Here is a 26,506-nt window from a genome sequence, read left to right on the forward strand (position 1 = left end):
CCGGTCCTCCCGGCTGGCGAGAAAACTGTCACCCATCTAATCGGTCCATTCTGTTACCTATCTATCCGGTTCGGACACGCTACCCAAACTTCCCCGTCCTCGGGAAACCCTTCGGCACCATGCGGCCGGCGGCAGCGCGGGCGCCGATCCACTCGGCCAATTCCTCGCGCGACTTGGTGAAGGTGCGGTCGGCCGAATCCTGCCAGGTCAGCCCCGCTGCGATCGTGAACGTTTTCAGGTCCAGCACGCCGCCGTCCTTGTATTTCTGCAGGCGCACACCCTTGCCGCGCGCCATCTCCGGGATTTCGGACAGCGGGAAGATCAGCATCTTGCGGTTCTCGCCTACGATGGCGAGATGATCGCCGGCGACCGGAATGCAGCGCTTCGCCTCGTCCGGCGCCTTGACGTTCATCACCTGCTTGCCCTTGCGGGTGTTGGCGACGACCTCTTCCTCTGAGACGACGAAGCCGTTGGCGTCGTAAGAGACCAAAAGCAGCCTGCGCTTCGGGTCGTGCACGAAGGCGGTGACGATGTCCTGGTCGTTCTCCATGTCGACGATGATGCGGATCGGCTCGCCATGGCCGCGCCCGCCCGGCAGCCGGTCGGCGCCGATGGTGTAGAACTTGCCACCGGTGGTGAAGACCAGGATCTTGTCCGTTGTCTGCGCGTGGAAGGCGAGCTTCAGGCTGTCGCCTTCCTTGAAGGCAAGCTGCGAATAGTCGGTCAGGTGGCCCTTCATCGCGCGCAGCCAGCCCTTTTCCGAAACCACGACGGTGACAGGCTCGCGCTCGATCATGGCGTGCGCGATATCGGTGAGGTCATGCTCGGGCGCGTCGGCGAACTGGGTGCGGCGTTTGCCGAGTTCGGTCTCCGGACCGAACTTCTTACGGACCTCAGCGACTTCCCACTTGATCGTCGCCCATTGCTTGGCGTCGGAGGCAAGCAATGCCTCGATCTGCTTCTTCTCCTCGGTAAGGCCGTCGAACTCCTTGCGGATCTCGATCTCTTCGAGCTTGCGCAGGGCGCGCAGCCGCATGTTGAGGATGGCTTCGGCCTGATTGTCGGTGAGCGACCAGCGGGCCATCATCACCTGCTTGGGCTCGTCCTCCTCGCGGATGATCCTGATCACCTCGTCGATGTTGAGATAGGCGATCAGATAGCCGGCCAGGATCTCCAGCCGCTTCTCGATCTCGCCCAGCCGGTGTCTCGAGCGGCGGATCAGCACGTCGCGGCGGTGATCGAGCCATTCCTTGAGCACGCCCTTCAGCGACAGGACGTTCGGCACCTTGCCGCGCGACAGCACGTTCATGTTGAGCGGGAAGCGGCTTTCGAGCTCGGTCAGCTTGAACAGCGATTCCATCAGGATGCCGGGATCGACGCTGCGGCTCTTCGGCACCAGCACGATACGGATGTCCTCGGCGCTTTCGTCGCGGACGTCTTCGAGCAGCGGCAGCTTGCGCGCCATCAGGAGCTCGGCAATCTTCTCGATCAGCCTGGCCTTCTGGACGCCGTAGGGGATTTCGGTGACGACGATGCTCCAGGTGCCCCTGCCCTGGTCCTCCTGGCTCCATTTGGAGCGCACGCGGAAACCACCGCGGCCGCTCTCATAGGCTTCGAGGATCGAGGCGCGGCTGTCAACGATGATGCCGCCGGTCGGGAAATCCGGCCCCTGGACGAAGTCCATCAGCTTCGCCACCGGCGCGTCCGGATGCTCGATCAGATGAAGTGCCGCGTCGCAAAGCTCGGCGGCGTTGTGCGGCGGGATCGAGGTCGCCATGCCGACCGCAATGCCGGACGAGCCGTTGGCGAGCAGGTTCGGGAAGGCGCCGGGAAGAACGGACGGTTCCTCGTCCTCCTCATTATAGGTCGGCCGGAAGTCGACGGCGTCCTCGGTGATGCCGGCAAGCAGCTCCGTCGCCACCTCGGTCATGCGCGCCTCGGTGTAGCGCATGGCGGCGGCGTTATCGCCGTCGATGTTGCCGAAATTGCCCTGCCCGTCGACCAGTGGGTAGCGCATCGAGAATTCCTGCGCGAGGCGCACCAGCGCGTCGTAGATCGACTGGTCGCCATGCGGATGGAACTTGCCCATCACCTCGCCGACGATGCGGGCGCACTTGGCGAAGCCCTGATCCGGGTTGAGCCGCAAGAGCCGCATGGCATGCATGATGCGGCGATGTACCGGCTTCAGTCCGTCGCGGACATCCGGCAGTGCCCGATGCATGATGGTCGACAGCGCATAGGCGAGATAACGCTTCTCGAGCGCTTCCTTCAGATCGACCGGTTCGATGTTGTCGCCGCCATTGTCTTCAGGCGGCAAATGCCTTTTGCCCATGGATTTGGACTAGCCGAGCGGGTGATTCGCGGCAAGCGCCGGGTTGGAAGTCGGCGGATTCGTCGCAAACAGCGACGTGAAGGATTTCACGGAAGCGGCAAGGCGAACATTCCAGTTTGCCCATCTGCAACAGCCCTCGGCTGCAAGCGGGGTAACCGGCCAACATCAATCTGTTACATGCGCCCCCTATCTGGGCAGGCAACGCGCCGACGGAGGAGAGCCGCGGTCTTCATGACAAATTCACCGCATCATGCAAAGCGTGCCGGCCGAGTTTGCTTTTCATCGCCGTTTTCGACAAATGTGCCGGGATACGCCTTTTTCCGGTCCCGTTCGTCGCGGAATGGTGATTGAGTAGAATTCAAAAATACTTTTCAGGACAGGGAACTCGCCATGACAATCCAACGCTCAATGCTCAAGAAACTGGCTTTTTCAACCTTTTTGCTGACCCTGCCGCTCAACACCGCCTTCGCCGCCGAGCCAGCGGTGGCCGAGCGCGTCAAGGCGGCCCTTGCCGCCCAGGGCGTCGAAATTTCCTGGACCGGCGTCTCGGGCGACGATTCGAACGCAGTGCTGCAGGGCGTCTCCATCAAGCCGGCAGCCGAGAAGGAAGCCCTGCCGATCGGCGACGTGAAGCTGGAGGGGGTCACCGAGGCCAATGGCGGCTTCGAGATCGCGACCGTTTCAAGCTCGGCATTCGAGCGCAGCCAGGACGGCGTGACGCTCAACCTCAGCCCCGTTGTCATTCACGGCATGAAGGTGCCGGCCGAAGGCAGCACCGACCCGCTCGGTTCGCTGATGATGTACAAGTCGGCCGAGCTCTCCAACATGACGGTCAAGGTCGGCGACAAGACGGCCTTCTCGATGGACGGATTGGCCGTCCAGATCACCCCGCCGGCCGACGGCAAGGCGATGGACTTCACCGCCAACACGGAAAAGTTCAACGCCGACCTGACGCTCGTCGAGGACCCGAAGTCGAAGGAGGCGATCCAGGCGCTCGGCTACCAGAACATCTCCGGTACCGTCTCGATGGCCGGCACCTGGCAGCCCAGCGACGGCAAGATGGAGCTGTCGAAATATGACATCTCGGTCGAGAATGCCGGCACGCTCGGCATGACCTTCAATCTCGGCGGCTACACCCGCGACTTCATCAAATCGATGCAGGAGATGCAGAAGAAGTTCGCCGCACAGCCCGAGGGCGCCGACAATTCCGCGCAGAGCATGGCCATGCTCGGTCTCTTGCAGCAGCTGTCCTTCAACGGCGCCTCGGTGCGCTTCGACGACGATTCGCTGACCGGCAAGGTGCTCGACTATGTCGGCAAGCAGCAGGGCATGTCCGGCAAGGACGTCGCCAACCAGGCCAAGGCGATCGTGCCGTTCGGCATGGCGCAGCTCAACAATCCCGAACTGACGGCCGAGGTGTCGGCCGCGGTCAACAAGTTCCTCGACGACCCCAAGAGCCTCGAGATCTCGGCCGAGCCGCCGGCGTCGGTGCCGTTCGCGCTGATCATGGCCGGCGCCATGTCCAACCCGCTTGACCTGCCAAAGACGCTGGGCGTCAAGGTCAAGGCGAACGAGGACTGATCGAATTAGTCGCCTTCTCCCCGTCACTATACGGGGAGAAGGTGCCGGCAGGCGGATGAGGAGCAGCGCCGACGCTTGCGAATATGAAATTCGATGCAGAACCGATTGCCTGTCAGAACGCCTCAGGCCGCTACGATTGCCCGTAAATCACCAGTTGCTCGCGCTGCCCCTCATTGTCCTGCCGGACATTTGTCCCCGTACAGTGACGGGGAGAAAGGGGCAGTTGCTACGCTGCCGTCAGTCCTTCTTAGCTACCGCGACGCGCAGCGACAGATCGCGAAGCTGCTGCGGGGTGGCTTCCGAAGGCGCGTTCATCAGCAGATCATAGGCCTGCTGGTTCATCGGGAACATGGTGACCTCGCGCAGGTTCTTGGCGCCGACCAGCAGCATGACGATGCGGTCGATGCCTGCCGCCATGCCGCCGTGCGGCGGGGCGCCGTACTGGAAGGCGCGGTAGAGGCCGCCGAAGCGGTCCTCGACCGTCGCGCGATCGAGGCCGACCATCTCGAAGGCCTTGACCATGGTCTCCGGTAGGTGATTGCGGATACCGCCGGAAGCGATCTCGAAGCCGTTGCAGACCATGTCGTACTGGAACGCCTTGATGCCGAGCGGTTCCTGGCCGCTGAGCGCATCGATGCCGCCCTGCGGCATGGAGAACGGATTGTGGGCGAAGTCGATCTTCTTCTCGTCCTCGTTCCACTCGAAGAACGGGAAGTCGACGATCCAGCAGAGCTCGAAGCGATTGCGGTCGACGAGGTTCAATTCCTCGCCGGCGCGGGTGCGCGCCGCACCCGCGAAGGAAACGAACTTCTTCGGGTCACCGGCGACGAAGAAGGCGGCATCGCCATCGGCAAGGCCGAGCTGCTGGCGAACCGCCTCGGTGCGCTCCTCGCCGATGTTCTTGGCGATCGGGCCGGCGCCTTCGAGCTTGTCGCCCTCCTTGCGCCAGAAGATGTAGCCGAGACCCGGCTGGCCCTCGCCCTGCGCCCAGGAATTCATGCGATCGCAGAAGGCGCGGCTGCCGCCGGTCTTGGCGGGGATTGCCCAGACTTCGGCCTTCGGATCGTTGGCCAGGATGTTGGCGAAGACCTTGAAGCCGGAATCGCGGAAATGATCCGAGACGGCCTGCATCTCGATCGGGTTGCGCAGGTCCGGTTTGTCGGTGCCGTAGGTCCGCATCGCCTCGTCATACGGGATGCGACGGAATTTTTGTGTCACCGGCTTGCCGGCGGCGAAGGTCTCGAAGACGCCGCGAAGCACCGGCTCCATGGTGGACAGCACGTCATCCTGCTCGACGAAGCTCATCTCGAGGTCGAGCTGGTAGAATTCGCCGGGCAGCCGGTCGGCGCGCGGATCCTCGTCGCGGAAGCACGGCGCGATCTGGAAATAGCGGTCGAAGCCGGAGACCATGATCAGCTGCTTGTACTGCTGCGGCGCCTGCGGCAGCGCGTAGAAGGTGCCGGGATGGATGCGCGACGGCACCAGGAAGTCGCGCGCACCTTCCGGCGACGACGCAGTCAGGATCGGCGTCGAGAACTCGGTGAAGCCCACATCGCCCATGCGCTTGCGCATCTCGGCGATGATCTTGGTGCGCGCAACAATGTTCTTGTGCAGCGTTTCGCGGCGCAGGTCGAGGAAGCGATATTTCAGGCGAATGTCTTCCGGATAATCCGGCTCGCCGAACACCGGCAGCGGCAGCTCCTTGGCCGCCGACAGCACCTCGATCTCGCGCGCGAACACCTCGATCTCGCCGGTCGGCAGGTTGGGGTTGACGGTCTCCGGCAGGCGCGCCTTGACCTCGCCGTCGACGCGGATAACCCATTCGCCGCGCGCGGTCTCGGCGATCTTGAAGGCCGGCGAATCCGGATCGGCGACAATCTGCGTCAGGCCGTAGTGGTCGCGCAGGTCGATGAAGAGCAGCCCGCCATGGTCGCGCACGCGATGCACCCAGCCCGACAGGCGGACGGAATTGCCGACGTCGCTCTTTCTCAATTGGGCACAGGTATGGCTGCGGTAACGATGCATTGTCATTGTGAAGTCCGGAATTGCGGGCGAAGCCCAGCTCGAAAATTGGCGCGAAAAGCGCATGAGAGGCCCGCTTTGTCAAGGCAAGCGGTCACACGCAGGCGCGGCGCCCTGGATCAGGCAAAGTGGATTTCGGCACCCAGCCGTTCGAAATCCGCAAGGATGGCTGAAGGCGCCGTCTTGTCGACCACCAGATGGCGGATCGCATCGGGCGCGGCGACGCGGTAAGGCGCCGCGGTGGCGAGCTTGTCGCTGGTGGCGGCGATGACGATGCCGGCGCTGTTCCTGGCCATAGCGCGCTTGACCTCCGCTTCCGCCGAATCGAAGGCGGTGACACCGCGCGAGGCGTCCAGCCCGCAGGAGCCGAGGAAGAACAGATCGGCGCCGAGCTGCGCCACAGCGGCAAGCGTGTCGCCGCCGACGCAGGTGCCGAGGTCGCGGACATAGCGGCCGCCGAGCACAATCAGCTCGACTAGAGGCAGGTCGGCGAGAGCCGATGTGACGCCGAGCGAATTGGTTGCCACAGTCAGCTCGACGTCGCGCGGGATTGCCCTGGCGATCGCCTCGTTTGTCGTGCCGCCGTCGATGAACAGGGTCTGTCCCGATGCGAGCACGCCAACCGCGGCCTTCGCTAGTCGCAGCTTCTCCTCGACCGCATGGCTGCCGCGCTGGCCGATGGTTGCCGCCGCAAAAGGCGCCGGTGCGACCGCGCCGCCATAAACGCGACGCAGCTGGCCGCTCTTGGCCAGTTCCCGCAAATCGCGGCGAACCGTATCTTGCGAAACGCCGAAGCGGCTGGCGAGCTCGCCAGCCAGGACCTTGCCTTCGGCTGCCAGCCGGTCGCGAATAAATTGATACCGTTCCTCGGTGAGCATGCACGATCCTATTTCTTTGTGCACGTTCTTGCATGTTTTGCGTGTTTATGCAAGAAATGCGTATTGGACCGGCGATGCCGTCCCCCTCCCCGATGGAAATGTCGCAATGACCTTTGGCTTGAAACTCGCCCCTCAGCACCGCGTCTATGCCGGTTTCGCGATCTACTCCTTCGCGATGGGCAACATTTTTCCGCGTTTGCCGGACATCAAGCGCGCCATGGCGATCGAGGACGGCACGCTGGGACTCAGCCTGATCGGAACGCCGATCGGCACTTTGACCGCACTGACGCTGGCGACGCCCGTCCTGGAGCGTGTCGGCTTTCGCCGCGCACTGCTCTGGCTCGTCCCGCTTCTGGCGCTCGTCTATTCAGTCGCGGTGCACGCGCCGGGGCCGCTTGGGCTGTTCCTGATGCTACTGCCGGTCGGTCTGATGATCGGCAGCGTCGAGATCATCCTCAATGTCGAGGCCGACAGGACGGAGTTCCTGCTCAAGCGCCGAATCATGAACCGGGCGCACTCCTTCTGGAGCGCGGGCTTCTTCGGCGCCGGGCTGTTCGGCGGCGCCATGGCGCATCTCGGCCTGTCGCCGCAGCTGCATCTGGCGCTGGTGGTGCCGACGGTGACGATTGCAATGGCTCTGTTTCTCGGCGGCTTCGAACCGGCACCCGCCCGCTTCGCCAGCTCCGGCGACAAGGCGCCGATGTTCGCGCGGCCGACATTGCCGATCCTGGTCCTCGTCGCCGTGACGCTTTCGGCGATGCTCCTGGAAGGCGCCAGCATCGACTGGTCGGCGATCTACATGCGCACCGTCTTCGACTCCGGCCCCTTCGTCGCAGGCTTCACCGTGGCGCTGTTTGCCTTCTCGCAGGCAGCTACACGCTTTTTCGCCGACTCCTTCGTCGACCGCCACTCGCCAAGCGGGGTCGCGCGCGTGCTGCTGGCCACCATGGCGGCCGGCGTGCTTATCGTCTTCTTCTCGCCATTGCCGGCCGTCTCGATGCTGGGCTTTGCCCTGTTGGGCATCGGCAGCAGCGCTCTGTTCCCGCTGGCGATCTCCGCCGCCGCGCAGCGGACGGATCGGCCGGCGGCGATCAACGTCGCAGCGCTCTCGCAGATCTCCTTCATCGCTTTCCTGCTCGGCCCGCCGCTGCTCGGCTTCGCATCGGACCATTGGGGCATCCGCTCCGCCTATGGCATCGGCATCCCCTTCATCGCGCTCAGCCTGCTGACCGTAGGTTCACTTGGCCGGAGGCCGGCAGCGGAAAGCATCCATGCGTTTCCGGGCGAGACACCTGCTACGGTCGAGCTGGAGATAGAAATCCGGGCCGGCAAAGCTTAGAGCCCGGTTGGGACCCCATCTCCTCGGCCGAGTGCAAGGATGTGACCGTGCTCGTGTCGCATTTGCCGCTGGCGTTGACCGGATCTATGGTCCAAGAAGAGGTCACAGATCCGTGATTGCCTCTCTTAGATGTCGTCCATCCGCCCGCTTATTCCGCTCCTCATTGCCGCAGGCATCCTGCTTGGCGGCAACGGACTGCAGGGCACGCTGATTGCCTTACGTGGGGCGCGGGAAGGCTTTTCCGCTTCCGACATCGGCCTCATAGGCACGTTCTATTTCGCCGGCTTCCTGCTCGGCTGCCTGGCGGTCACCCGTATCCTGAAGGCGGTGGGCCATGTCAGGACTTTTGCAGCGCTGGCCGCGATCGCTTCGGTCGGCACGCTGCTTCTGGTGCTCGTCATCGACCCCGTCATGTGGTGTGCGGTGCGCTTTGCCGGCGGCTTCTGCTTCGCCGGTCTGTTCACCGTCATGGAAGCCTGGCTGAATTCGGGCGTCGGCAACAAGGACCGCGCCCGGGTGCTCGCTATATACCGCATGGTCGACATCGGCTCGGTGACCGGCGCGCAATTCCTGATTCCGATCTTCGGCGCCGGCGGTTTCGCCATCTTCGCCGTCATGTCGATGATGATCACCTTTTCGCTGGTGCCGGTCTCGCTCGGGGACCGCTCGAACCCAGCGCCGCCCGAAGACGTCAAGCTCGACCTGCCGCGCGTCTGGCGGATCTCGCCGCTCGGCTCGATCGGCTGCATCGCCGTCGGCGTCACAAACAGCGCCTTTCGCACGCTGTCGCCGGTCTATGCCGAGGAGATCGGCATGTCGGTTGCCGATGTGGTGACCTTCGTCAGCGTCGGCATATTCGGAGGCGCCCTCATCCAGTATCCGCTGGGCTATCTCTCCGACCGCCGAGACCGGCGCTCGGTGCTGTTGGCGACGACGTGCTGCGCCATGCTTGCCGCGCTGGCGCTGGCCTTCGTGGCGCGCGCCGACCCGTTCCTCAACTTCATCATCGTCTTCATCTTCGGCAGCTTCGCCATGCCGCTCTATTCACTATCGGCCGCGCATGCCAACGACCGGGCCGGCAAAGGCGAGTTCGTGCTGATCAACGCGGCGCTGATGCTGTTCTACTCCTTTGGCGCGATCGGCGGTCCGATCGCGGCCTCGGCGGTGATGCAACATTTCGGTCCGAGCGCGCTGTTCGTCTTCAACGCCGTCGTCTATGCCGTTCTCATCATCGTGATCCTCTACCGGATGCAGGTGCGGTCGGGTGTGCCGGCCGGCAGCCGCAGCCGTTTCACCGCGCTTTTGCGCACGTCGACGCTGTTCGCGCGGCTGGCGCGGCGGGGCGGTGATTCAGACAAGCAGGCCTAGAGCGGTTCGCCGTTTCACCGAAACGCCGAACGCCCTATCTCTTTGTTTTCACGCAATTCCGGACGGAAAACCATTGCGCACTTTTCTGGAATTGCTCCAGCTGCGGCTTGACGAAAGTGTTTGCGGCTGAAATTGAAAGAGGCCTGACATGATGCCAAAAGCGATTTGATGCACGTCATCACCACCCAGAAAGAACTCGAGAGCGTCATCGCGGCGTTCGAAAAGTCCGAATTCGTCACCGTCGATACCGAATTCATCCGCGAAACGACCTTCTGGCCGATCCTCTGCCTCATCCAGATGGCCGCACCAGGTGTGACGGCGCTGATCGATCCGCTCTCGCCCGACATCGACCTCAAACCCTTCTTCCGGCTGATGGCCAACGAAGCGGTGGTCAAGGTTTTTCACGCCGCGCGCCAGGACATCGAAATCATCGTCCATCTGGGCGACCTGGTGCCGCATCCGGTGTTCGACACGCAGGTGGCGGCCATGGTCTGCGGCTTCGGCGACAGCGTCTCCTACGATCAGCTGGTGCAGCGCATCACCGGCGCGCGGCTCGACAAATCCTCGCGCTTCACCGACTGGCGGCATCGGCCGCTCTCCGACAAGCAGCTCGAATACGCGCTCGCCGACGTCACCCACCTGATCAAGGTATACGAGCACCTCAGCGCCGAGCTGGAGCGCGAGGACCGCGCCCATTGGCTGAACGAGGAGATGGACGTCCTCACCTCGCGCCAGACCTACGATCCGCATCCGGAGGATGCCTGGAAGCGGCTGAAGATGCGACTGCGCAAGCCGCAGGAACTGGCGATCGTGCAGGCGGTGGCGGCATGGCGCGAACGCGAGGCGCGCGAGCGCGACGTGCCGCGCGGCCGCGTGCTCAAGGACGATGCGATCTACGAAATCGCGCAACAGGCGCCGCGCGACGCGACCGCTTTGGGGCGGCTGCGGACGACGCCGAAGGGCTGGGAGCGTTCGGCGACGGCAACCGCGCTGCTCAGCGCCGTCAACACCGCCCTTTCCCTGCCGAAGGAAGCGATGCCCAAACTGCCGAAGACGTTCCAGCCGCCGGAGGGGTCGAGCGCGGCGGCGGAACTGCTCAAGGTGCTGCTCAGGATCGTCGCCGAAAAGGAAGGCGTCGCCTCCAAGGTGCTGGCCTCCAGCGACGACATCGACCGCATCGCCGCCGAGGGTGATGCCGCCGACGTGCCGGCGCTGCAAGGCTGGCGGCGTGCCGTGTTCGGCGAACAGGCGCTTAGACTGGTGCGTGGCGAGATCGGCATCAAGTTCGACAAGCGCAGGATAGCGGTGTTCAATCTTTAGCGCCTCTCCTTCTCCCGCTGCGGGAGAAGGTGGATCGGCGCGCAGCGCCGAGACGGATGAGGGGTGTTGGAAGGATCGCGGCGTCAGGCTGTCTGGCTCCGCGCGTCTGATTTGGACGAAGGTTCCGCCAAGCTGGAACACCCCTCATCCGACCGAGCTTCGCTCGGCCACCTTCTCCCGCAAGGGGAGAAGGGGAGTCGGCGCGCGCTCACACCGCCCCAAGCAGGTGCAGCGCGAACCAGATCCAGGCGACGAGAAGGATGCCCGCGCCGAGGAAGAAGGCGCGGCTGCGGTGCAGCAGATAGTTTCTGGTGAGATGCACCCAGGCATGCACATAGCGCGTCACGACGAAGAGCCACATCAGCGTCAGCGTCAGGTAATTCACCCCATTGGTGACGAACAGCGCCAGGCATAGCACGTGAAAGAGGACCGGCAGCTCGAACTGGTTGATGAGGTTGTTGGCGACGGTAACGCTTGAGGCCGGCTCGGCCGAGCGGACCTTATACTGGCTGATTTTCGCCTCGCCGGACTTCACGGCAAGATAACGCCGCTTCAGCATCACCAGATAGACGATGTAGACCAGCAGCACCTGCGCCAGCATCGGCCAGAAGATGGCGGTCTGGTTCATCCTGCCCCTACCGTTAGCGCCGCCGCTGCCCGGCAAGCGCCAGGACCGCGACGACGCCGAAGGGGATCGCCAGAAGCGTGAACTTTGTGACGGTCAGCGACGAAGCGAAGGCCAGCGAGTCGGGATTGGCCGACTGGAAATCCGACAAAAGCCGCGCCACGGCGAAGTTCTGCGCATAGTCGGCGATCATATAGGGCAGCACCAGCACCAATGCCGACAGCGCCTGGAACTGGGCAGGCATGGTGCGGAAATTGCTCAGCCGTCGGCCGAAGGCCAGGATCAGGCTGAGCAAGGTGAGCGACAGCAGCGCCGGGAAGAGCAGATCAAACGTCAGATAATGCCAAACGATGATGATCTCGCCGCCGCGCCGGCCCAGCGCGGTCAGCCATGCCATGCCCTCATCCGGCGTGAAGCCGGTAACGCGCATGTCAAGCGAAGGAAGCCCGCCGCTCAGGCGGCGGAAATAAAAGAACTCGAGCGCCGTCATGACGATGAAGATCGCCGCGGACGCAATGGAGAGCGCCGCCGCGTGACGCGACAGGCGCAACACCGTGACGATCAGGTTGCGCCATAGCCCCAATCGATCCGGCCGCTCGTCCGCCCGATCAAAGTCCGCCCGGATAGTTCGGGCTTTCGCGGGTGATCGTGACGTCATGGGCGTGGCTTTCACGAAGTCCGGCGTTTGATATGCGCACAAAGGTGGCGCGTTCGCGGAACTCGGCAAGATCGCGCCCACCGACATAACCCATAGCGGCTTTCAGGCCGCCTGCAAGCTGGTGCAGCACACCAGCCACAGGTCCTTTGTAGGGAACCTGCCCTTCAATGCCCTCCGGAACCAGTTTCAAGGTGTCGCGCACCTCGGCCTGGAAGTAGCGATCGGCCGAACCACGCGCCATCGCGCCGACCGAACCCATGCCGCGATAAGCCTTGAAGGAGCGGCCCTGGTGCAGATAGACCTCGCCCGGGCTCTCGTCGGTGCCGGCAAGCAGCGATCCGATCATGGCGGCACTCGCGCCGGCGGCGAGCGCCTTGGCGAGATCGCCCGAATATTTGATGCCGCCGTCGGCGATCACGCTCACGCCCGACTTCTCAGCCGTCTCCACCGCCGACATGATCGCCGAGAGCTGCGGCACGCCGACGCCGGCGACGATGCGGGTGGTGCAGATCGAGCCGGGGCCGATACCGACCTTGACGGCGTCGGCGCCGGCATCGATCAGCGCCTGCGTGCCCTCGGCGGTGGCGACGTTGCCGGCCAGGATGCGCACCGAATTGGAGAGCTTCTTTGCCCGCGTCACCGCGTCCAGCACGCGCTGCGAATGGCCGTGCGCGGTGTCGATGACCAGAAGGTCGACGCCGGCATCGATCAGGCGTTCGGCGCGCTCGAAGCCGTCGTCGCCGACGCTGGTGGCGGCGGCTGCGCGCAGCCGCCCCTGAGCGTCCTTGGTGGCGTGCGGGTTGAGCTGTGACTTCTCGATGTCCTTGACGGTAATCAGGCCGACGCAATTGCCCTTGCGGTCGACGACCACCAGCTTCTCGATCCGGTGCTTGTGCAGGAGGCGCTTGGCCTCGTCCTGGTCGACATTCTCTTTCACCGTGATCAGGTTCTCACGGGTCATCAATTCGTAGACCTTCTGCGACGGATCGGAGGCGAAGCGCACGTCGCGGTTGGTGAGGATGCCGACCAGCCGGCCGACCGTGTGGCCGCCGGTGCCGCCGTTCTCGACCACCGGAATGCCGGAAATGCCATGGGCGCGCATCAGCGCCAGGGCGTCGGCGAGCGTGGCGTCGGGGCCGATGGTAACGGGATTGACCACCATGCCGGATTCGAACTTCTTCACCTGCCTGACCTGCTCGGCCTGCTCGGCCGGCGAGAAGTTCCGGTGGATGACGCCGATGCCGCCGGCCTGCGCCATGGCGATGGCCAGCCTCGCTTCGGTGACCGTGTCCATGGCGGCCGAGAGGATCGGCACGTTGAGATCGATGTCGCCGGCAATGCGGGTGCGAATGTCGGTCTGGCCGGGCATAACCTCGGAATGGCCCGGCTGCAACAGCACGTCGTCGAAGGTCAGCGCCAGAGCGCCGGTGGACGTCTCGATGATTTTTGCCATGGCCAGTCCTTTTTGAATGCGGAAAAGGCGCTGGGCCGAAATGGCCAGCGCCGACTCTCATCTTCCCTTTCAGGATTGGCGCTGGCTGGTAACACGTCCCGCGGGCGATGAAAAGCCGATCGTTGCGTTCCATCGCAAAGTGTTGAGCATACGGCTTTTGAAACCACCAGCCATTGCGGTCGCACAAAAGTGACAGCAAATTAATGCGACAGCCGGGCCAATTGGTGGTACCGCCCCGGCGTGCCGGCTCGCCCCTAAGCCAGGCCTGGCATCGCGAAGTCAAACCAGGGCGTTCCCTTGAACCGCATCATCCCGCTCATCCTGGCGGTCGCACTTTTCATGGAGAACATGGATTCGACCGTGATCGCGACCTCGCTGCCCGCGATCGCCATCGACATCCATACCAGCCCGATCGCGCTGAAGCTGGCGCTGACGGCCTATCTGGTGTCGCTGGCGATCTTCATTCCGATCAGCGGCTGGATGGCAGACCGGTTCGGGGCCAAGAACGTGTTTCGGGCCGCGATCGCCGTCTTCATCGCCGGCTCGGTCGCTTGCGCCTTCTCCAATTCGCTGCCGGCCTTCGTGGTGTCGCGCTTCCTGCAAGGCATGGGCGGCGCCATGATGACGCCGGTCGGGCGCCTGGTGCTGGTGCGCGCGACGCCGAAGAGCGAGCTGGTCGCCGCGATGTCATGGCTGACGGTGCCGGCGTTAGTCGGGCCGCTGGTCGGCCCGCCGATCGGCGGCTTCATCACCACCTATTTCACTTGGCACTGGATCTTTTTGATCAACGTGCCGATCGGGATCGCCGGCATCTGGCTTGCTACTCGCTATTTGCCGGAAACCGACGCCACCGCAACGCCCCCGCTCGACTTCCCGGGCTTCGTGTTCAGCGGCCTCGCGGCGTCCGGCATCGTCTTCGGCCTCTCCGTGGTCAGCCTTCCCGCTTTGCCGCCGATCGCCGGCTTCATTACCGTTGCCGTCGGCCTGGTTTCGGGCGTGCTTTATCTGCTGCATGCGCGGCGCGCCAGGAACCCGCTGCTGGCGCTGGAACTCTTCCGCAACCAGGTGTTCCGTTCCTCCGTGCTCGGCGGCTCGCTGTTCCGCATCGGTATCGGCGCGGTGCCGTTTCTGCTGCCGCTGATGTTCCAGATCGGCTTCGGGCTGACGCCGTTCCAGTCCGGTATGATTACCTTCGTCTCGGCGATCGGCGCCATCGGCATGAAGTTCGTCACCGCGCTACTCTTCAGGCTGGCCGGGTTCCGGCGGGTGCTGATCTGGGGGTCGCTGATCGCCGCCGGCTCGATTGCCATCTACGGCCTTTTCACTCCCGAAACGCCTTATGCGCTGATGCTCGCGATCCTTTTGGTCGGCGGCTTCATCCGCTCGATGTTCTTCACCGGCGTCAACGCGCTGTCCTACGCCGAAGTGTCGACCGCCGACACCAGCAAGGCGACGCCGATCGTTGCCGTCTTCCAGCAGCTGTCGATCGCGCTCGGCGTGGCGCTGGCCGGCGGCATCCTAGAAGTGTCGACCTCGATCCATGGCGGCCCGCTGACGCTTCGCGATTTCCACATCGCCTTCTTCATCGTCGCGGCGGTTTCGGCGGCGGCATCGCTGACCTTCATGCGGCTGGCTCCAGACGCCGGCAATGCCGTCTCGGGACATGGCAAATTGACGACGCCGAAGACGCTGGAGGCGGTGGGGACGGCGGGGAAGTAGGCGCCCCTGCCCTTCTCTCCTTGTCAAGGGGATAAGGTTAGGCGCTACCCCTTGAACTCTTTCGCCAGCAGATAAAGCTCCACCGACTCGTCGCGCGAGGCCGGCGGCTTCACGTGATGAACCGAGCGAAAATTCTGCTTGAGCCGCGAGAGCAGCTCGTTCTCGGCCCCACCCTGAAAGGTCTTGGCGAGGAAATGCCCGCCGGGCTTCAAAACCTGCAGGGCGAAATCGGCCGCCACTTCGCACAGATGCATGGTGCGCAAATGATCTGTACGGCGGTGCCCGGTGGTGGGCGCCGCCATGTCCGACAGCACGACATCGGGCTGACCGCCGAGCGCCTCTGACAGCTTTTGCGGCGCGTCAGGATCGAGGAAATCCAACTGCAGGATGACGGCGCCCGGCACGGCGTCCATCTCGAGATAGTCGATGCCGACGACATGCGGGTTTTCCGAACTCGATTTGGTGCGCGCCGCCGCCACCTGGCACCAGCCGCCGGGCGCGGCGCCGAGGTCGATCACCTTGATGCCGGGCTTCAGAAGATGATGCTTGTCGTCGATCTCGGTGAGCTTGTAGGCGGCGCGCGAACGGTAACCATCGGCCTTGGAGCGCTGCACATAGGGGTCGTTCATGTGCCGCTCGAGCCAGCGGCGCGAGGATTCCTTTAGGCCGCTCTTCTTCTTGATCCGGGTCTTCAGCACGCGCATGCCGGCCGAGCCCGGCTTCTCTGGCTTCCTGCTCATTACCGGCCACGCCCGTCATGACGCCAGACGCCGTCATCGGCCATCAGTTCGCTCAATATGCCTTCGCGCAGGCCGCGGTCGGCGACGCGCAGCCGCTCGGACGGCCACACGCCGCGGATCGCTTCCAGGATGGCGCAGCCGGCAAGCACCAGGTCGGCGCGGTCGGCGCCGATGCAGGGATTGGCGACACGCTGCTGGAAGTCCCAGCCGATCAGTTTTTCCACCATGCGGTCGACGCTCTGACGGTCCATCCACAACCCGTCGACGCGGCGGCGATCGTAGCGCTCGAGGTCGAGATGGACGCCGGCCAGCGTCGTCACCGTGCCGGAGGTGCCGAGCAGATGGAAGTTGGGGCTGGCGAGCACATGCGCCAGCCGGTCGCGCCCGTCGAAGGCCTTGAGCCGCACTGCAACATCATCGACCATGGCGGCGAAGGTCTCGCGCGTCACCGTACGGCCGCCGAAACGTTCGGCGAGCGAGACCACGCCCACGGGCAGCGACGTCCAGGAGACGATGTGGTTGGCAAGCCTAGGCGAGCGCTGGCCGCGCGTGAGGTCGATCAACGCGATCTCGGACGAGCCGCCGCCGATGTCGAACAGCACCACGCCGCGCGTTTCGCGCTCGACCAGCGAGCCGCAGCCGGAGACGGCCAGCCGAGCCTCGGTCTGGCGATCGATGATCTCAAGCTTCAGACCGGCCTCGCGCTCGACCCGTTCGAGGAAGTCGACGCCGTTTTCAGCCGAGCGGCAGGCCTCGGTGGCAATCAGCCTCGCCTTCCTGATCTTGCGGTTGCGCAGCTTGTCGCCGCAGATTTTCAGCGCCTCGACGGCGCGATCCATGGCCGCCTGACCGAGCCGGCCGCTGGCCGAAAGCCCCTCGCCCAGCCTGACAATGCGCGAGAAGGCATCGATGACGCGGAACTGGCCGTGACGGGCGGGCACCGCGACCAGCAGCCGGCAATTGTTGGTGCCGAGATCGAGCGCTGCGAATACCGGCAGTTCCTGATGCGGCGGGCGCGCTGCATTTGGAAGCGACGGCCGCGGCTGAGGGACGATCGGCGCGGGTTCGGGGGCAAGGCTGGCGGGAGCGGCGACGGCTGCCGGCGACGATATGGCGCCGTTCCCGTCGCGTGCGAAAACCTTGCGGCCGCGCCTGCGCTTGCGGCGCTTGCGGGTTTTGCCTTTCTGGTTCTCGCCTTGATTGTCGGCATGTCTTGCGTGCGCGCCCGCTTTGCGGCTGAACCGCCCGGTGGACAGGCCCGCCGGTACCACCGGCGATGCCCCGGACACGCCCACTGCCGACGCGCCCGCGCCGGTATCGTGGTCTTCCACTTCAATTCCTTTCGGCGCCGCGCGAACCAGAAAAGGACGCAGCAGGCACCTCGATTTGTTTCAAGTTGAGAACAGACTAGCAGCGCGCTTCGCAATCACCAAGAGCGCAAGGCGGTATTTTTGGCGCCGTCAGGCAGGGGCAATCTCATGCCGGTTGAATAGCCGGCTTCAATCAGGCATGTGTCAATGAGGCTCGGAACGGGTTTGGGCGACATCATATCAAAGAGCTTAATCGCATGACGACGACGCCATGAACTGGACGCGCTATTTCTGGCCGGTCATCGGCATAGCCGCCGTGGTGTTCTCGCTCTGGCTGCTCATCCATGAGCTGCGCGGCATCTCGCTCGACGATGTCTGGGCCGGTATCGTCGCAATCCCGCCGCAGGCTTGGGTGCTGGCGGCGCTGAGCTCGGTCGTCGCCTATGCCTCCCTCGCCGGCTACGACCACATTGCGCTGCTCCATATCGGCAAGAAAGTTTCGTGGCTGTTCGTGACGCTTTGCTCGTTCACCACCTATGCGCTGTCGCACAATATCGGCGGCTCGGTGCTGTCGGGCGCCGTGATCCGCTACCGCGCCTATGGCACCAGGGGGCTGACCGGCCAGGATGTCGGCGTTCTGGTGGCCATCTGCTGGATCACCTTCGTGCTCTCCAGCCTGCTTGTCGGGGGGCTCGTGCTGGTTCTGGAGCCGCAGATCGTCGACCGTTTCACCACCACCCCGCACCACGAGCTGGCAACAGCCGCCGGCCTTGCCATGCTGATCCTGGTTGCGGTCTATGTGTTCTGCAGCTGGCTGCATCTGAGGCCGCTCAAGGTCGGCGGCTTCCAGCTGCATTACCCGGCACTGCCGATCGTGGCGCGGCAATTGCTGATCGGCCCGGTCGAACTGCTGGCGGCGGCGGCCATCATCTACTTCGCCCTGCCGGCCGCCGGCAATCCCGGCTATTTCGTCGTGCTCGGCGTCTTCATGGTATCCTTTTCGGTCGGGTTGCTGTCGCATGCGCCGGGCGCCCTAGGCGTTTTCGAGATCGTCTTCCTGGCCGGTCTGTCGCACATGGACCCGGTGGGCGTGCTGGCGGCGCTCCTCGTCTTCCGCCTGTTCTACCTGATCATCCCGCTGCTGATCGGGCTCGGCGTGGTGCTGTTCTTCGAGCATTCGCAATACAGCCGCGGCGAAGGCTGAGCGTCCCCATGCGGTCCGCGATCAAATGAGAAAAAGGCTGCGGTTGAACTGCGGCGCGGGGTTGACTATTTTCCGGCGGCGGCTACAAGGCAGCGCTCGCGGCGTTTGAGCCGCCCGCTTCGCGCGATACCGACCGCGCCTGCTGGGGAATAGGTTAACGGTAGACCCACGGACTCTGACTCCGTTAGTCCTGGTTCGAATCCAGGTTCCCCAGCCACTCAAATTCAGGAGTAAATTCAAGCTTTTAAGCAGCGCGTCAGGTAACTCAATGGTGTTGCACGGGCTTTTTCGGTCAGTCCTTCGCAACCCCATGCTTTCCAAGGATTTTCCAATCGTCCGGTCCAGTCCATGCAACACGGATGCAACACGAGCCGGGCCTTTTGTGCGCCTTCTGTTCCCTAAAAAGAGGGGCGAACATAGCCGCCCCCTCACGTTCGCCCACCGAGAGGGATTTTTTTCAGCTTCGCCGGCTGCCGAAGTGCGGGCTGACTGCGGCAACGAGAGCCTTGTGGTCTATCACGATCGACCAGGAACCGCCGTGCACGGCCTGCATCGAGGCAGCTAAGTCGTCCGCCGTACGCCTCACCCGCTCGTAAGCGTCTAACACTTCCACCCCGGAAGCGGTCTGGCCGATGACGCTCGTCGAGGCGGCGGCGACGAGGCTGGATAGAGCCGTGCGCGCCCGACGGCGCGTGACGTTGTACCCAGTCATGCGAAACCTTCCGATAGCGCCACAGTTAGTCATGCACTCGTCAAGGATATCGCCACCGTGCTCGTTCTCCTCCTCACATTCGTCGTCATGGCCTCAAAACGTTCACGCACACGTGCGAGCGATGCAACCTGGTCATCCCCTACCATGCGTATCGCACTGCACCTTTGCCCGCGTAAGAGTGCATGACGGTAGAGACCTCGCCCTCAAATGTTGCCGCCGCCGTCCATCCGTTCAGCCACTTCTTCTCGGCCGTGGCAGTCACCAGTGCCGAGTCCGCGGCCTGCGCCGTGCCGTTGACCACGAAGCTCGTGCCTGGCAGCGCCTGGAACGTTGCGGCGACCGAACGATCCGGATTGAAGTCGTGCGCCAAGGCGAGACGGCCGCGCAGCGTGAGGATGCCGTCTGCCATCGCAAAGGATTTGTCCATACGCAGGCCGAGCTCGCTGCGCGTGTCTGCAACGGTCTTGGCCGCATAATTCAGCGCGAAAGCTCCGCCGCCCGAGACGTCCGATTCCTCCGCATAGGCTGGCAGGCCGAATGTCGTGAACTGGCCCGCCGCATAGGGCGTCACGCCGATGCCGCCGCTCAACGGTGCGACGAACCGATAGCCGCCCTCGATGCGGCCGCTCCAGGCATTGACGTTGAACTCGGCGTGCAGTCGATCGGCGGACGTCACGGTACGATCGGTGGTGACGTCCTGCCATCCATACGCCAGCGCGGCCGAGATGTAGCTCGGGCCGTTGGTGTGGCGGACATAGGCGCCGGCCTGGAACAGGTCCGAGCGACCGTTGCCAATCCCGTCGACGCTGAAGCTGGTGCCGCCGCCGGCGAGCGCAAAGCCCGCGACGGAGTCCGGCGAGAAGCGATAGTCGGCGCCGACCACGGTACCGTAAAGGCCGCTGCGGAGGCCGTTCGGTTCCGCAGCGGCATTGCTGCTGGTGGTCTGCGCGCCGCCAAAAACAGACGCCCACGCATTCGAGCGCGGAACGAAGCCTGGCGCGGCCGGCGCTTTAGCGGTCATCGCGTCGTAGGGGTCGCGCTCGCCGCCCTCGGTCGACGCGTAGGGCATTGGTTCGTCCGCGAAAGCCGTCGGACCTGCCCCGACGCCAGCCGAATCGCCACGGCCGGCAACGGACGGATCCGTCATCACGCCGAGAAACTGATCCATGGCGTAGAAGGTGGTCTGCTGCACACCGGTCGCGCTTTCGCCGGAGGCTTGCGACAGCGCTCCTGTGAGGTCGCTTCCGGTGAGGCCGAACAGCGATGCCATGCCTGATGACAGCGTGCCGCCATTGTTGAAGGCATCGTTGATGATGTCGGCGATCTTCTGTTGATTGGCGGAGAGATCATTGCCGCCGCCCAGCGTGGCTTTGGTCGTCAGGAATACGTCCGTATCACTGTAGCTCAACGTGCCCGAGAAGTTCGGATTCGTGCTGCTGACGCCGCTAAAGGCTCCGTCCAGACTCGACGCACTCAATATGTCGTAAGTGGTCTTGGACGTGTAGCTGTCCGGCGTAAAGTTCGCGAGCACGGTGCCGGCCAGTGTGGCGGTGCCCAACACCGTGGCAATACTTGCCGTCGAGTGCGTGAGTGAGGCCTGGTAAATCGCGCCGGTCTGGAAGGTAAGATCGCCGTCGACCGTCAGGCCGGCGCTTTTCCCGCTGGGCAGCGACGGCGCCAGTATGCCACCGCTTGCGACGGTCACGTCGCCGACGACACCGAGGCCGGTCAATGTGCCGCCCGAATTGATCGTGGTCGCGCTCGAAGCAATCGAGCCTTCCACGTCGAGCACGCCGCCATTGACGCGCGTCGCGCCGGTGTAGCCGTTGGCTGCGGTCAGTATGGTGGTGCCGCTCAAGGTGGTAAGCGAGCCCCCACCATCGATGACTGTCGAAAACTCGTAGTCGCTCGATGTGTGATTGAGCACGATGCTGCCGGCGCCTTCACCGAACTGGATGAAGGAAGCCTGCACATATCCGGGTGCCTCGGCCGCGCTTCCCGCCGCCGATCCGATGTTGATCGTTCCGGTCGACCCGGCATTGGTCGCGACGTAGATGCCGCCATATCCGCCGCCGGCCATCACCGTGCCACCGTTGGAGAGCGTGAGAACCCCTGTCCCGGTCGAGCCATAAGGGTAGGGATAGACGCTGCCGATCGAGATGGCGCCGTCGGCCTTGAGCAGCGAATTCGCGCCGGTCACGTTCACGGTGGCGGTGCCGTTGACGCCGATGAAGATCACGCCGCTGCCATTGGGATCGCAGCACTGGTAAGCACGCGCCCAGAACGTGCCGCCGTTCGAGATGGTCATCGCCGTCACCGACCCGGCCGCGCTCGACAGGCCGACCTGGAAGCCGGTCGCGAAAAGGGAGTTCGCCCCGTCCACGGTGATGGTCGTGGTAGCGCCGTCCGCCAGTCCGCTGTTGAAATTCGAGTAGAGGTAGACCTGTCCGCCATTGGTCACGGAGATGATCGCGTTCGCCCCCTCGGCGGTCGCGACGTTGAGATCCGCATCGTACTGGTAGTAGGTCGAACCGGCGCCGTCCACGGACAAGGTGCCGGTGCCGGGTTCTGTCCCGACATAGCTATAGTACCCTGAATGGACCCAGCCGCCATTCGAGATCGACAGGGTACCGTCGACTGCAACGCCGTTCCAGTAGTACTGATATGTGCCCGGAACGTTGACGGTGCTGCCGCTGGGGATCACCGTCTGGGCCACCGCCGGAGCGACCCCAAGGAGTGCCGCTGCGAGCAATGCCGCGCGGCCAAGCCCAGCCAACATCGAATTCAAACTGATCATCGTCCCGCTTCACTGTTGGGCCAGCGGCGTCAATTGCCGTTCGCCTCGCACCCTGGAAGGCGCCCGCATTGGCGCAATGCTGCCCTCCTCCCGTCTTTGCGGTCCCATGCGGTGAAACCGAAGTCCTGATGTCGCGCTTGAGCATTCCTGAAATTTTGCTGAAACCTGCCGCTTTGGCGGTCTCTGGTGCAGAATTACCACAACCCTTCGCTAGCCCTCTTGCAGGGAGATGCCGTACCCGCATGACACGACGTAGCCACGCTGCTATCGGTGTGCGATTTCCCCACAGCATATGAGAATGGCCGGGACGTGTTTCACTTTGTCGATTTTGAACTCGATCCGCAGCGCGCCGAGTTGCGCGCAGGCAATGGCGAAACAATCAGACTTCGCCCGAAATCCTTCGATATACTGCTGCTGCTTGTCACCAGCGCCGGGCGGGTACTATCCAAGCAGGATCTGATCGAGGCGGTTTGGCCCAACGTCCATGTCAGCGACGACAGCCTGTTTCAATGTATCCGCGAGATCCGTGCAGCGCTTGGCGACGAGAAACACGAGCTGCTCCGCCTGATCTCGGGGCGCGGCTATCTCTTCGATGTCGCGGTCTCGCGCGCTCCGGTCAGCGAGCTCGGGACGCCGACGGTCATTGCGCCGGAAGCAGTGGCTGCAGTTCCCAAGATCAGGTCGCGCTTTGCCGTGCGCGGCCCGGCGATGGTCATCGTCACCGCCCTGGCCACACTTATGGGGCTTGTCGCCGCCGCACCGTTCCTCACGCCCCAGTCTATCTTCGCGGCAAAGCCGCCGGTCGTCTCGGTGATGGCGATCGCGGCCCCTGGCGGCGATGCCGAATCGGTCGCGATGGCGGCGGAAGTGACCAACCGCCTCACCAACGGGCTCGCCAAGATCGACGGAATTCGTTTGGTGGCACCCCCGGCCGCCGCACCGCAGGTGGCATCAGCCGTCCCCTCGGATTTGGTGGTGAATGGCGAACTCCAGAAGAATGCCGGCGGATGGGAAGTGCGCGCGCGCATGGTCGCGGCTGCCACGGGCGAAGTACGCTGGGCAGGGTCGGCCATGGTCGCAAACGAGACAGATCCCGCACTCGAGCAGGAACGGCTCACTGCCGGGATCGGCCACCCCATCGCGCTTCGCATCAACGCCCTGGCCAGTGGCGCCGCGCCAACAGGCCGCGACGCTGAACTTGCCGCGGACCGCGCCAGGGTGACGATCGAGCAGGCCAGCGCCGTGATCAACCAGACCTCGCGCGAGCGCTTCAGCGCCGCGCAGGCGATGCTGGAGAAGGCGCTGGCGACGGACGCCGACAATATCGACCTCGAAGTCGCACTTGCGAGCCACCTCATGCGCGGCATTCAGTTGGTGTGGTACGATCCGGCGGATGTCGCAGCAACGGAAAACCGCGCCCGTGCGATGCTCGAACACGCCCTGCGCACGAAGGCCGACTATGTGCCCGTGCTCGAAGCCTATTGCCGCTTTCTGACGGCGACCAACAGCCTCTCCGAAAGCCTCGTCGCCTGCGCCAGAGCGTTGAGCTTTGATCCCTGGCACGGAACGGCATTGTACAATCTCGGACTGACCCAAATGCTGCAGGGGCGCTTCGATGATGCGCTGTCGACCTTCAAGCAGGCCGACGAATACGGCACGCCGCAGGTCTCCCGATGGACATGGCCGCTCGGAGTAGGCCTCGTCTACACCTTGACGGAGCGCTACGAAGAGGCGTTGCCATGGATCGAACGGTCGCTTGCGATCACGCCGGGCACGGGGCGCACGCAGATGCTGCTGGCCGCGGTATACTACAAGCTCGGCCGATCTGATGAGGCAAAGGCGGAGATGGCGAAGGGACTGGCACTGAGGCCGGGTTCGAACGCCCTCAACGTCTTGCTGCCGGCCAAGCATGCCAGCACTGCCTTCATGGCGGCGTCCGATAAGCTGCTGGCAATTTTGATCGAAACCGGATTGCCGACCCGCTAAACAGAGGCGACGAAACAGGCCACTGGCTCCGCCCGCCTCCGGGGATTCAGCGAATGCCTCAAGCTTGCTCAACGGCAGGTTCATGCATCCCGACCTCCTTCACCAGTGCCCTCAATTCGGCTGGTGGCGCGACCCAGAAAATTCGAAAAGCTTCCAGGTTCCCCAGCCACTCAATAATGTTCCTGCCTCTGGAGGATGAGCGGCTCAGCGACGATTCCTAGTGGTTGAAAGCGGGCAACGGCTGCGAAACGGTGAGACTGGCAGAATATACCGGCCTGCCGGCTTCGTCGTGGACGGCAACGGTCACAGTCTCATCCAAGTCGCTCGAGGCGATTTCGTCTGCAGCGATATCGTGAAGTGCCTTTAGCGCTTCTCGTCGCATGTCGGTTAGGTTGCCGAGGTCGACCCAAGCATCGCCGAGGCTTTGCCCATTTCGGAAGACTTCGAACAGATAGTTCGGCATGCGTTATTGTGGGCTGCACGAGATGCGACCCGCATTCAAATTTGAGAGATGGAAAGCGTCCACCCTTCCGCTTGTTCGGCTTCACCACATGGCGATCTGCAGGCAGATCATAACGGGTTCAGCCGTCCCATCTTACCGGCTTCTCCTTAGCAATCCCCGGACGGCAAGAGCCCGCTCGCCTGGGAGGCCGAACGGGCTCCGGGGAACGCCACCACAAATCCCCAAACGGCGCCTCGCCTGGCAACGCGCGCCGCGACACCGAACCCAATGTCGGTCGGTAAGTTCCATTAGCGAATGCTTGAGACTCTATTTGCCGCGTCCGCTCTCGCTGCCGGCCAACCTACTTTAAGCTGGCGAGGCCTGCGTCCGGGCACCGCCTTGTTGGATCAATGCCGGAAGCGGGACCGGCCGAAAGTTCCAAGCATCTACGCCAACGTCGTACTGGCGTGGAAGCGGCTTAAGCTTCCCATGCGAGTGACCGTGCAAATTGATCGACTTCTTGCCCATCTGGTTCCAGGTGCGGAACGGATAGTGGCACAGGATGAGAAGCACCCCGTTCAACCTGAGCTCCGCGTAGTGCTGAATACTGGCCCATCCGTCGGCGGCAGTCGTTTCGTCCGGGTCGTTGTTGCCGATGATCAGGTTCTTGCGCCCATTGAGGCGCGACAGAAGCGCCTCCCCGCCTGCTTTGCCGTGCCGCGCGAAGTCGCCAAGGTGCCAGACCTCGTCCTCAGGTGTGACGGTCTCGTTCCAGAAAGAGATCAGCGCTTCGTCATGTTCAGCAAGCGATGCGAAGGGCCGCCGGTCAATCCGTAGGATGCGGGCATCATTGAAATGCGTGTCGCTCGTAAAAAATAGCATTAGGGGCATGCCGGTTTCAGGATGAGATGGCCCCGCGGCCCGACCGTTGTGAGCAGAGGTACCGCGACAGCCGCAAGTTAATAGGGTTGGCGGCTGTAACCACCGGCGCAGGAACGGGTTTCGCCCAGCGCGGCGACCCCTGTATGGATCGAAACTCACCCTTGGGCGCAAGCCTAGCAGCCTTCAGCCTTTAAGGATCTTACCATTCGCACAATGATCCGATCGTAAGGCGTCTTCTCCGATCTGCTGTAGTCAATCGTGAAAAGCGCGGCGCGGTCATTACAGACCCTTATGGCGCGAACATATCGGATCTCGCCGTTTTTGATCCCTGAATAGCTCGCCCAGGTCGAGGTGAGGCGACGGTACGTCAACTTCCAGCCGGCCATTTCGTCTTCCACCATGCGGTGCTCGATCTCGGCCCGGAAGCTGGCTCTGCCAAGTCTGGCGCCCCACACGGCAAGAAACGCGTCCTGTTCGCCTTGGAATGCAGCACCCTGATCCGAATGCTGGGTGAGTACGAAACCTGGAGGAACATCGAATGTGAAGCCCAATTGCCGGACCCCAAACGGCTGCCACTCCTGGGCCTGGAGAGAGGCGGCGCAAAAAAGAAAAGCGAATATGCTCAAAACAAACCGCATCGGCTTGATTTAGCGCCGCTTCATACGGCGTCCACACCAGATGAGACCCGGCCCACGATCCGGTGATCCATCGCAGAGCCGCAGCGGCGTTCGGGCCATGATCTCGACGGAGGCCTGGCTTGGCGCAATATGTCGCCGGACGCTGCGGGACGATTCGTCGCCGTTAGGATGCGCACGCGGGGAAGCTGCCACGAACCCGCAACCGCCGATGCGGCACACCACCCCTGAGCTAACGCCAAGGCTGCGCCGGCCGCCGTTCTGGGCCGAGCGCTAAGACTTCGGCGCAGGTCTGCCTAAGGAAAAGCTGGGCGTATACGTCCCGTTCTTCGGCTGTGATGCCTTGCTCGCTTGTCAATTGCTTGAAGGCTTCGCGCAACTGATCAAGGTCGAACGTTGAAATGTGTTTGGGGGTAGTCATTGCGCACCTTGGGTGATGTTCCACTCATTTCTTGGCAGCTCGTGAGAGGCCCTGCGAAGGCTGGCTCTCTGTCGGGTTTGCT

Annotated in this window: 20 protein-coding genes and 1 tRNA gene; 8 read left to right on the forward strand and 13 right to left on the reverse strand. The window is 63.6% G+C overall.

What is annotated here, in order from left to right:
* Window positions 1–79: 79 nt before the first annotated feature.
* Complete coding sequence (gene parC / locus CK220_RS29330) at window positions 80–2,332, reverse strand: DNA topoisomerase IV subunit A (RefSeq protein WP_095814863.1); 2,253 nt, start codon at window positions 2,330–2,332, stop codon at window positions 80–82.
* A gap of 390 nt (window positions 2,333–2,722) precedes the next feature.
* Between parC and CK220_RS29335 the strand changes: the two genes are divergently transcribed.
* Window positions 2,723–3,913, forward strand: coding sequence for a hypothetical protein (locus CK220_RS29335; protein WP_095814864.1), 1,191 nt, complete (start codon window positions 2,723–2,725; stop codon window positions 3,911–3,913).
* 237 nt (window positions 3,914–4,150) lie between these two features.
* Here CK220_RS29335 and aspS read toward each other — a convergent pair whose 3' ends face one another.
* Together aspS and CK220_RS29345 are read right to left on the reverse strand one after the other, a co-directional pair.
* Entirely contained in the window at window positions 4,151–5,938 is a 1,788-nt protein-coding gene (gene aspS, locus CK220_RS29340) for an aspartate--tRNA ligase (protein ID WP_176479254.1), read from the reverse strand.
* A gap of 116 nt (window positions 5,939–6,054) precedes the next feature.
* Window positions 6,055–6,813 carry a DeoR/GlpR family DNA-binding transcription regulator gene (locus CK220_RS29345; RefSeq protein ID WP_095814865.1) on the reverse strand — a complete coding sequence of 253 codons (759 nt, stop codon included), beginning with the start codon at window positions 6,811–6,813 and terminating at the stop codon, window positions 6,055–6,057.
* Window positions 6,814–6,919: 106 nt separating this feature from the next.
* Here CK220_RS29345 and CK220_RS29350 point away from each other — a divergent pair, with 106 nt between their 5' ends.
* The 3 genes from CK220_RS29350 to rnd all read left to right on the forward strand — a co-directional run bounded on the left by CK220_RS29350 (window position 6,920) and on the right by rnd (window position 10,840).
* A complete protein-coding gene (locus CK220_RS29350) occupies window positions 6,920–8,152 on the forward strand; it encodes an MFS transporter (RefSeq protein WP_095814866.1) in 1,233 nt (410 codons plus the stop codon).
* 129 nt (window positions 8,153–8,281) lie between these two features.
* The gene (locus CK220_RS29355) at window positions 8,282–9,520 is read left to right on the forward strand and encodes an MFS transporter (RefSeq protein ID WP_095814867.1); all 1,239 of its coding nucleotides are present in this window, start codon (window positions 8,282–8,284) and stop codon (window positions 9,518–9,520) included.
* Window positions 9,521–9,688: 168 nt separating this feature from the next.
* Window positions 9,689–10,840: a ribonuclease D gene (rnd, locus tag CK220_RS29360; RefSeq protein ID WP_095814868.1), complete on the forward strand. Its 1,152-nt coding sequence runs from the start codon at window positions 9,689–9,691 to the stop codon at window positions 10,838–10,840.
* 208 nt (window positions 10,841–11,048) lie between these two features.
* Here the strand turns inward: rnd and CK220_RS29365 are convergent, their stop codons facing one another.
* The 3 genes from CK220_RS29365 to guaB are packed head-to-tail and all read right to left on the reverse strand — an operon-like array spanning window position 11,049 to window position 13,576.
* Window positions 11,049–11,468: an MAPEG family protein gene (locus CK220_RS29365; protein WP_095814869.1), complete on the reverse strand. Its 420-nt coding sequence runs from the start codon at window positions 11,466–11,468 to the stop codon at window positions 11,049–11,051.
* A gap of 13 nt (window positions 11,469–11,481) precedes the next feature.
* Entirely contained in the window at window positions 11,482–12,030 is a 549-nt protein-coding gene (locus tag CK220_RS29370) for a hypothetical protein (protein WP_245429447.1), read from the reverse strand.
* A 43-nt stretch (window positions 12,031–12,073) separates the two neighbouring features.
* Window positions 12,074–13,576 (reverse strand): IMP dehydrogenase, encoded by a 1,503-nt coding sequence (guaB, locus tag CK220_RS29375; RefSeq protein ID WP_095814870.1) that lies wholly within the window; start codon window positions 13,574–13,576, stop codon window positions 12,074–12,076.
* A gap of 297 nt (window positions 13,577–13,873) precedes the next feature.
* Here guaB and CK220_RS29380 point away from each other — a divergent pair, with 297 nt between their 5' ends.
* Entirely contained in the window at window positions 13,874–15,295 is a 1,422-nt protein-coding gene (locus CK220_RS29380) for an MFS transporter (protein ID WP_095814871.1), read from the forward strand.
* 44 nt (window positions 15,296–15,339) lie between these two features.
* On the opposite strand, the gene CK220_RS29385 is transcribed toward CK220_RS29380, so the two are convergent.
* Window positions 15,340–16,035, reverse strand: a complete 696-nt coding sequence (locus CK220_RS29385; RefSeq protein ID WP_095814872.1) for an RlmE family RNA methyltransferase — start codon at window positions 16,033–16,035, stop codon at window positions 15,340–15,342.
* Window positions 16,035–17,366: a Ppx/GppA phosphatase family protein gene (locus tag CK220_RS29390; protein ID WP_095814873.1), complete on the reverse strand. Its 1,332-nt coding sequence runs from the start codon at window positions 17,364–17,366 to the stop codon at window positions 16,035–16,037. Before CK220_RS29390 ends, CK220_RS29385 begins: the two co-directional genes overlap by 1 nt.
* Window positions 17,367–17,616: 250 nt before the next feature.
* Between CK220_RS29390 and CK220_RS29395 the strand changes: the two genes are divergently transcribed.
* Together CK220_RS29395 and CK220_RS29400 are read left to right on the forward strand one after the other, a co-directional pair.
* Window positions 17,617–18,549 carry a YbhN family protein gene (locus CK220_RS29395; protein WP_095814874.1) on the forward strand — a complete coding sequence of 311 codons (933 nt, stop codon included), beginning with the start codon at window positions 17,617–17,619 and terminating at the stop codon, window positions 18,547–18,549.
* 143 nt (window positions 18,550–18,692) lie between these two features.
* Window positions 18,693–18,766: transfer RNA gene (locus CK220_RS29400), tRNA-Gln, on the forward strand.
* Window positions 18,767–19,006: 240 nt separating this feature from the next.
* On the opposite strand, the gene CK220_RS29405 is transcribed toward CK220_RS29400, so the two are convergent.
* Both CK220_RS29405 and CK220_RS29410 read right to left on the reverse strand, forming a co-directional pair.
* Window positions 19,007–19,261 carry a hypothetical protein gene (locus CK220_RS29405; RefSeq protein WP_095814875.1) on the reverse strand — a complete coding sequence of 85 codons (255 nt, stop codon included), beginning with the start codon at window positions 19,259–19,261 and terminating at the stop codon, window positions 19,007–19,009.
* Between the two features lie 139 nt (window positions 19,262–19,400).
* The gene (locus CK220_RS29410; protein WP_176479252.1) at window positions 19,401–21,977 is read right to left on the reverse strand and encodes an autotransporter outer membrane beta-barrel domain-containing protein; all 2,577 of its coding nucleotides are present in this window, start codon (window positions 21,975–21,977) and stop codon (window positions 19,401–19,403) included.
* Between the two features lie 390 nt (window positions 21,978–22,367).
* Here CK220_RS29410 and CK220_RS29415 point away from each other — a divergent pair, with 390 nt between their 5' ends.
* Window positions 22,368–24,044 (forward strand): winged helix-turn-helix domain-containing protein, encoded by a 1,677-nt coding sequence (locus tag CK220_RS29415; protein WP_095814877.1) that lies wholly within the window; start codon window positions 22,368–22,370, stop codon window positions 24,042–24,044.
* Window positions 24,045–24,261: 217 nt separating this feature from the next.
* Here CK220_RS29415 and CK220_RS29420 read toward each other — a convergent pair whose 3' ends face one another.
* The 3 genes from CK220_RS29420 to CK220_RS29430 all read right to left on the reverse strand — a co-directional run bounded on the left by CK220_RS29420 (window position 24,262) and on the right by CK220_RS29430 (window position 25,919).
* Entirely contained in the window at window positions 24,262–24,507 is a 246-nt protein-coding gene (locus CK220_RS29420; protein WP_095814878.1) for a hypothetical protein, read from the reverse strand.
* A gap of 345 nt (window positions 24,508–24,852) precedes the next feature.
* Window positions 24,853–25,368 carry a metallophosphoesterase gene (locus CK220_RS29425; protein WP_095814897.1) on the reverse strand — a complete coding sequence of 172 codons (516 nt, stop codon included), beginning with the start codon at window positions 25,366–25,368 and terminating at the stop codon, window positions 24,853–24,855.
* Between the two features lie 173 nt (window positions 25,369–25,541).
* Entirely contained in the window at window positions 25,542–25,919 is a 378-nt protein-coding gene (locus CK220_RS29430) for a hypothetical protein (protein WP_245429444.1), read from the reverse strand.
* Window positions 25,920–26,506 lie beyond the last annotated feature (587 nt).

Source organism: Mesorhizobium sp. WSM3860, assembly GCF_002294995.1.
In the GTDB taxonomy this organism is placed as follows: Bacteria; Pseudomonadota; Alphaproteobacteria; order Rhizobiales; family Rhizobiaceae; genus Mesorhizobium.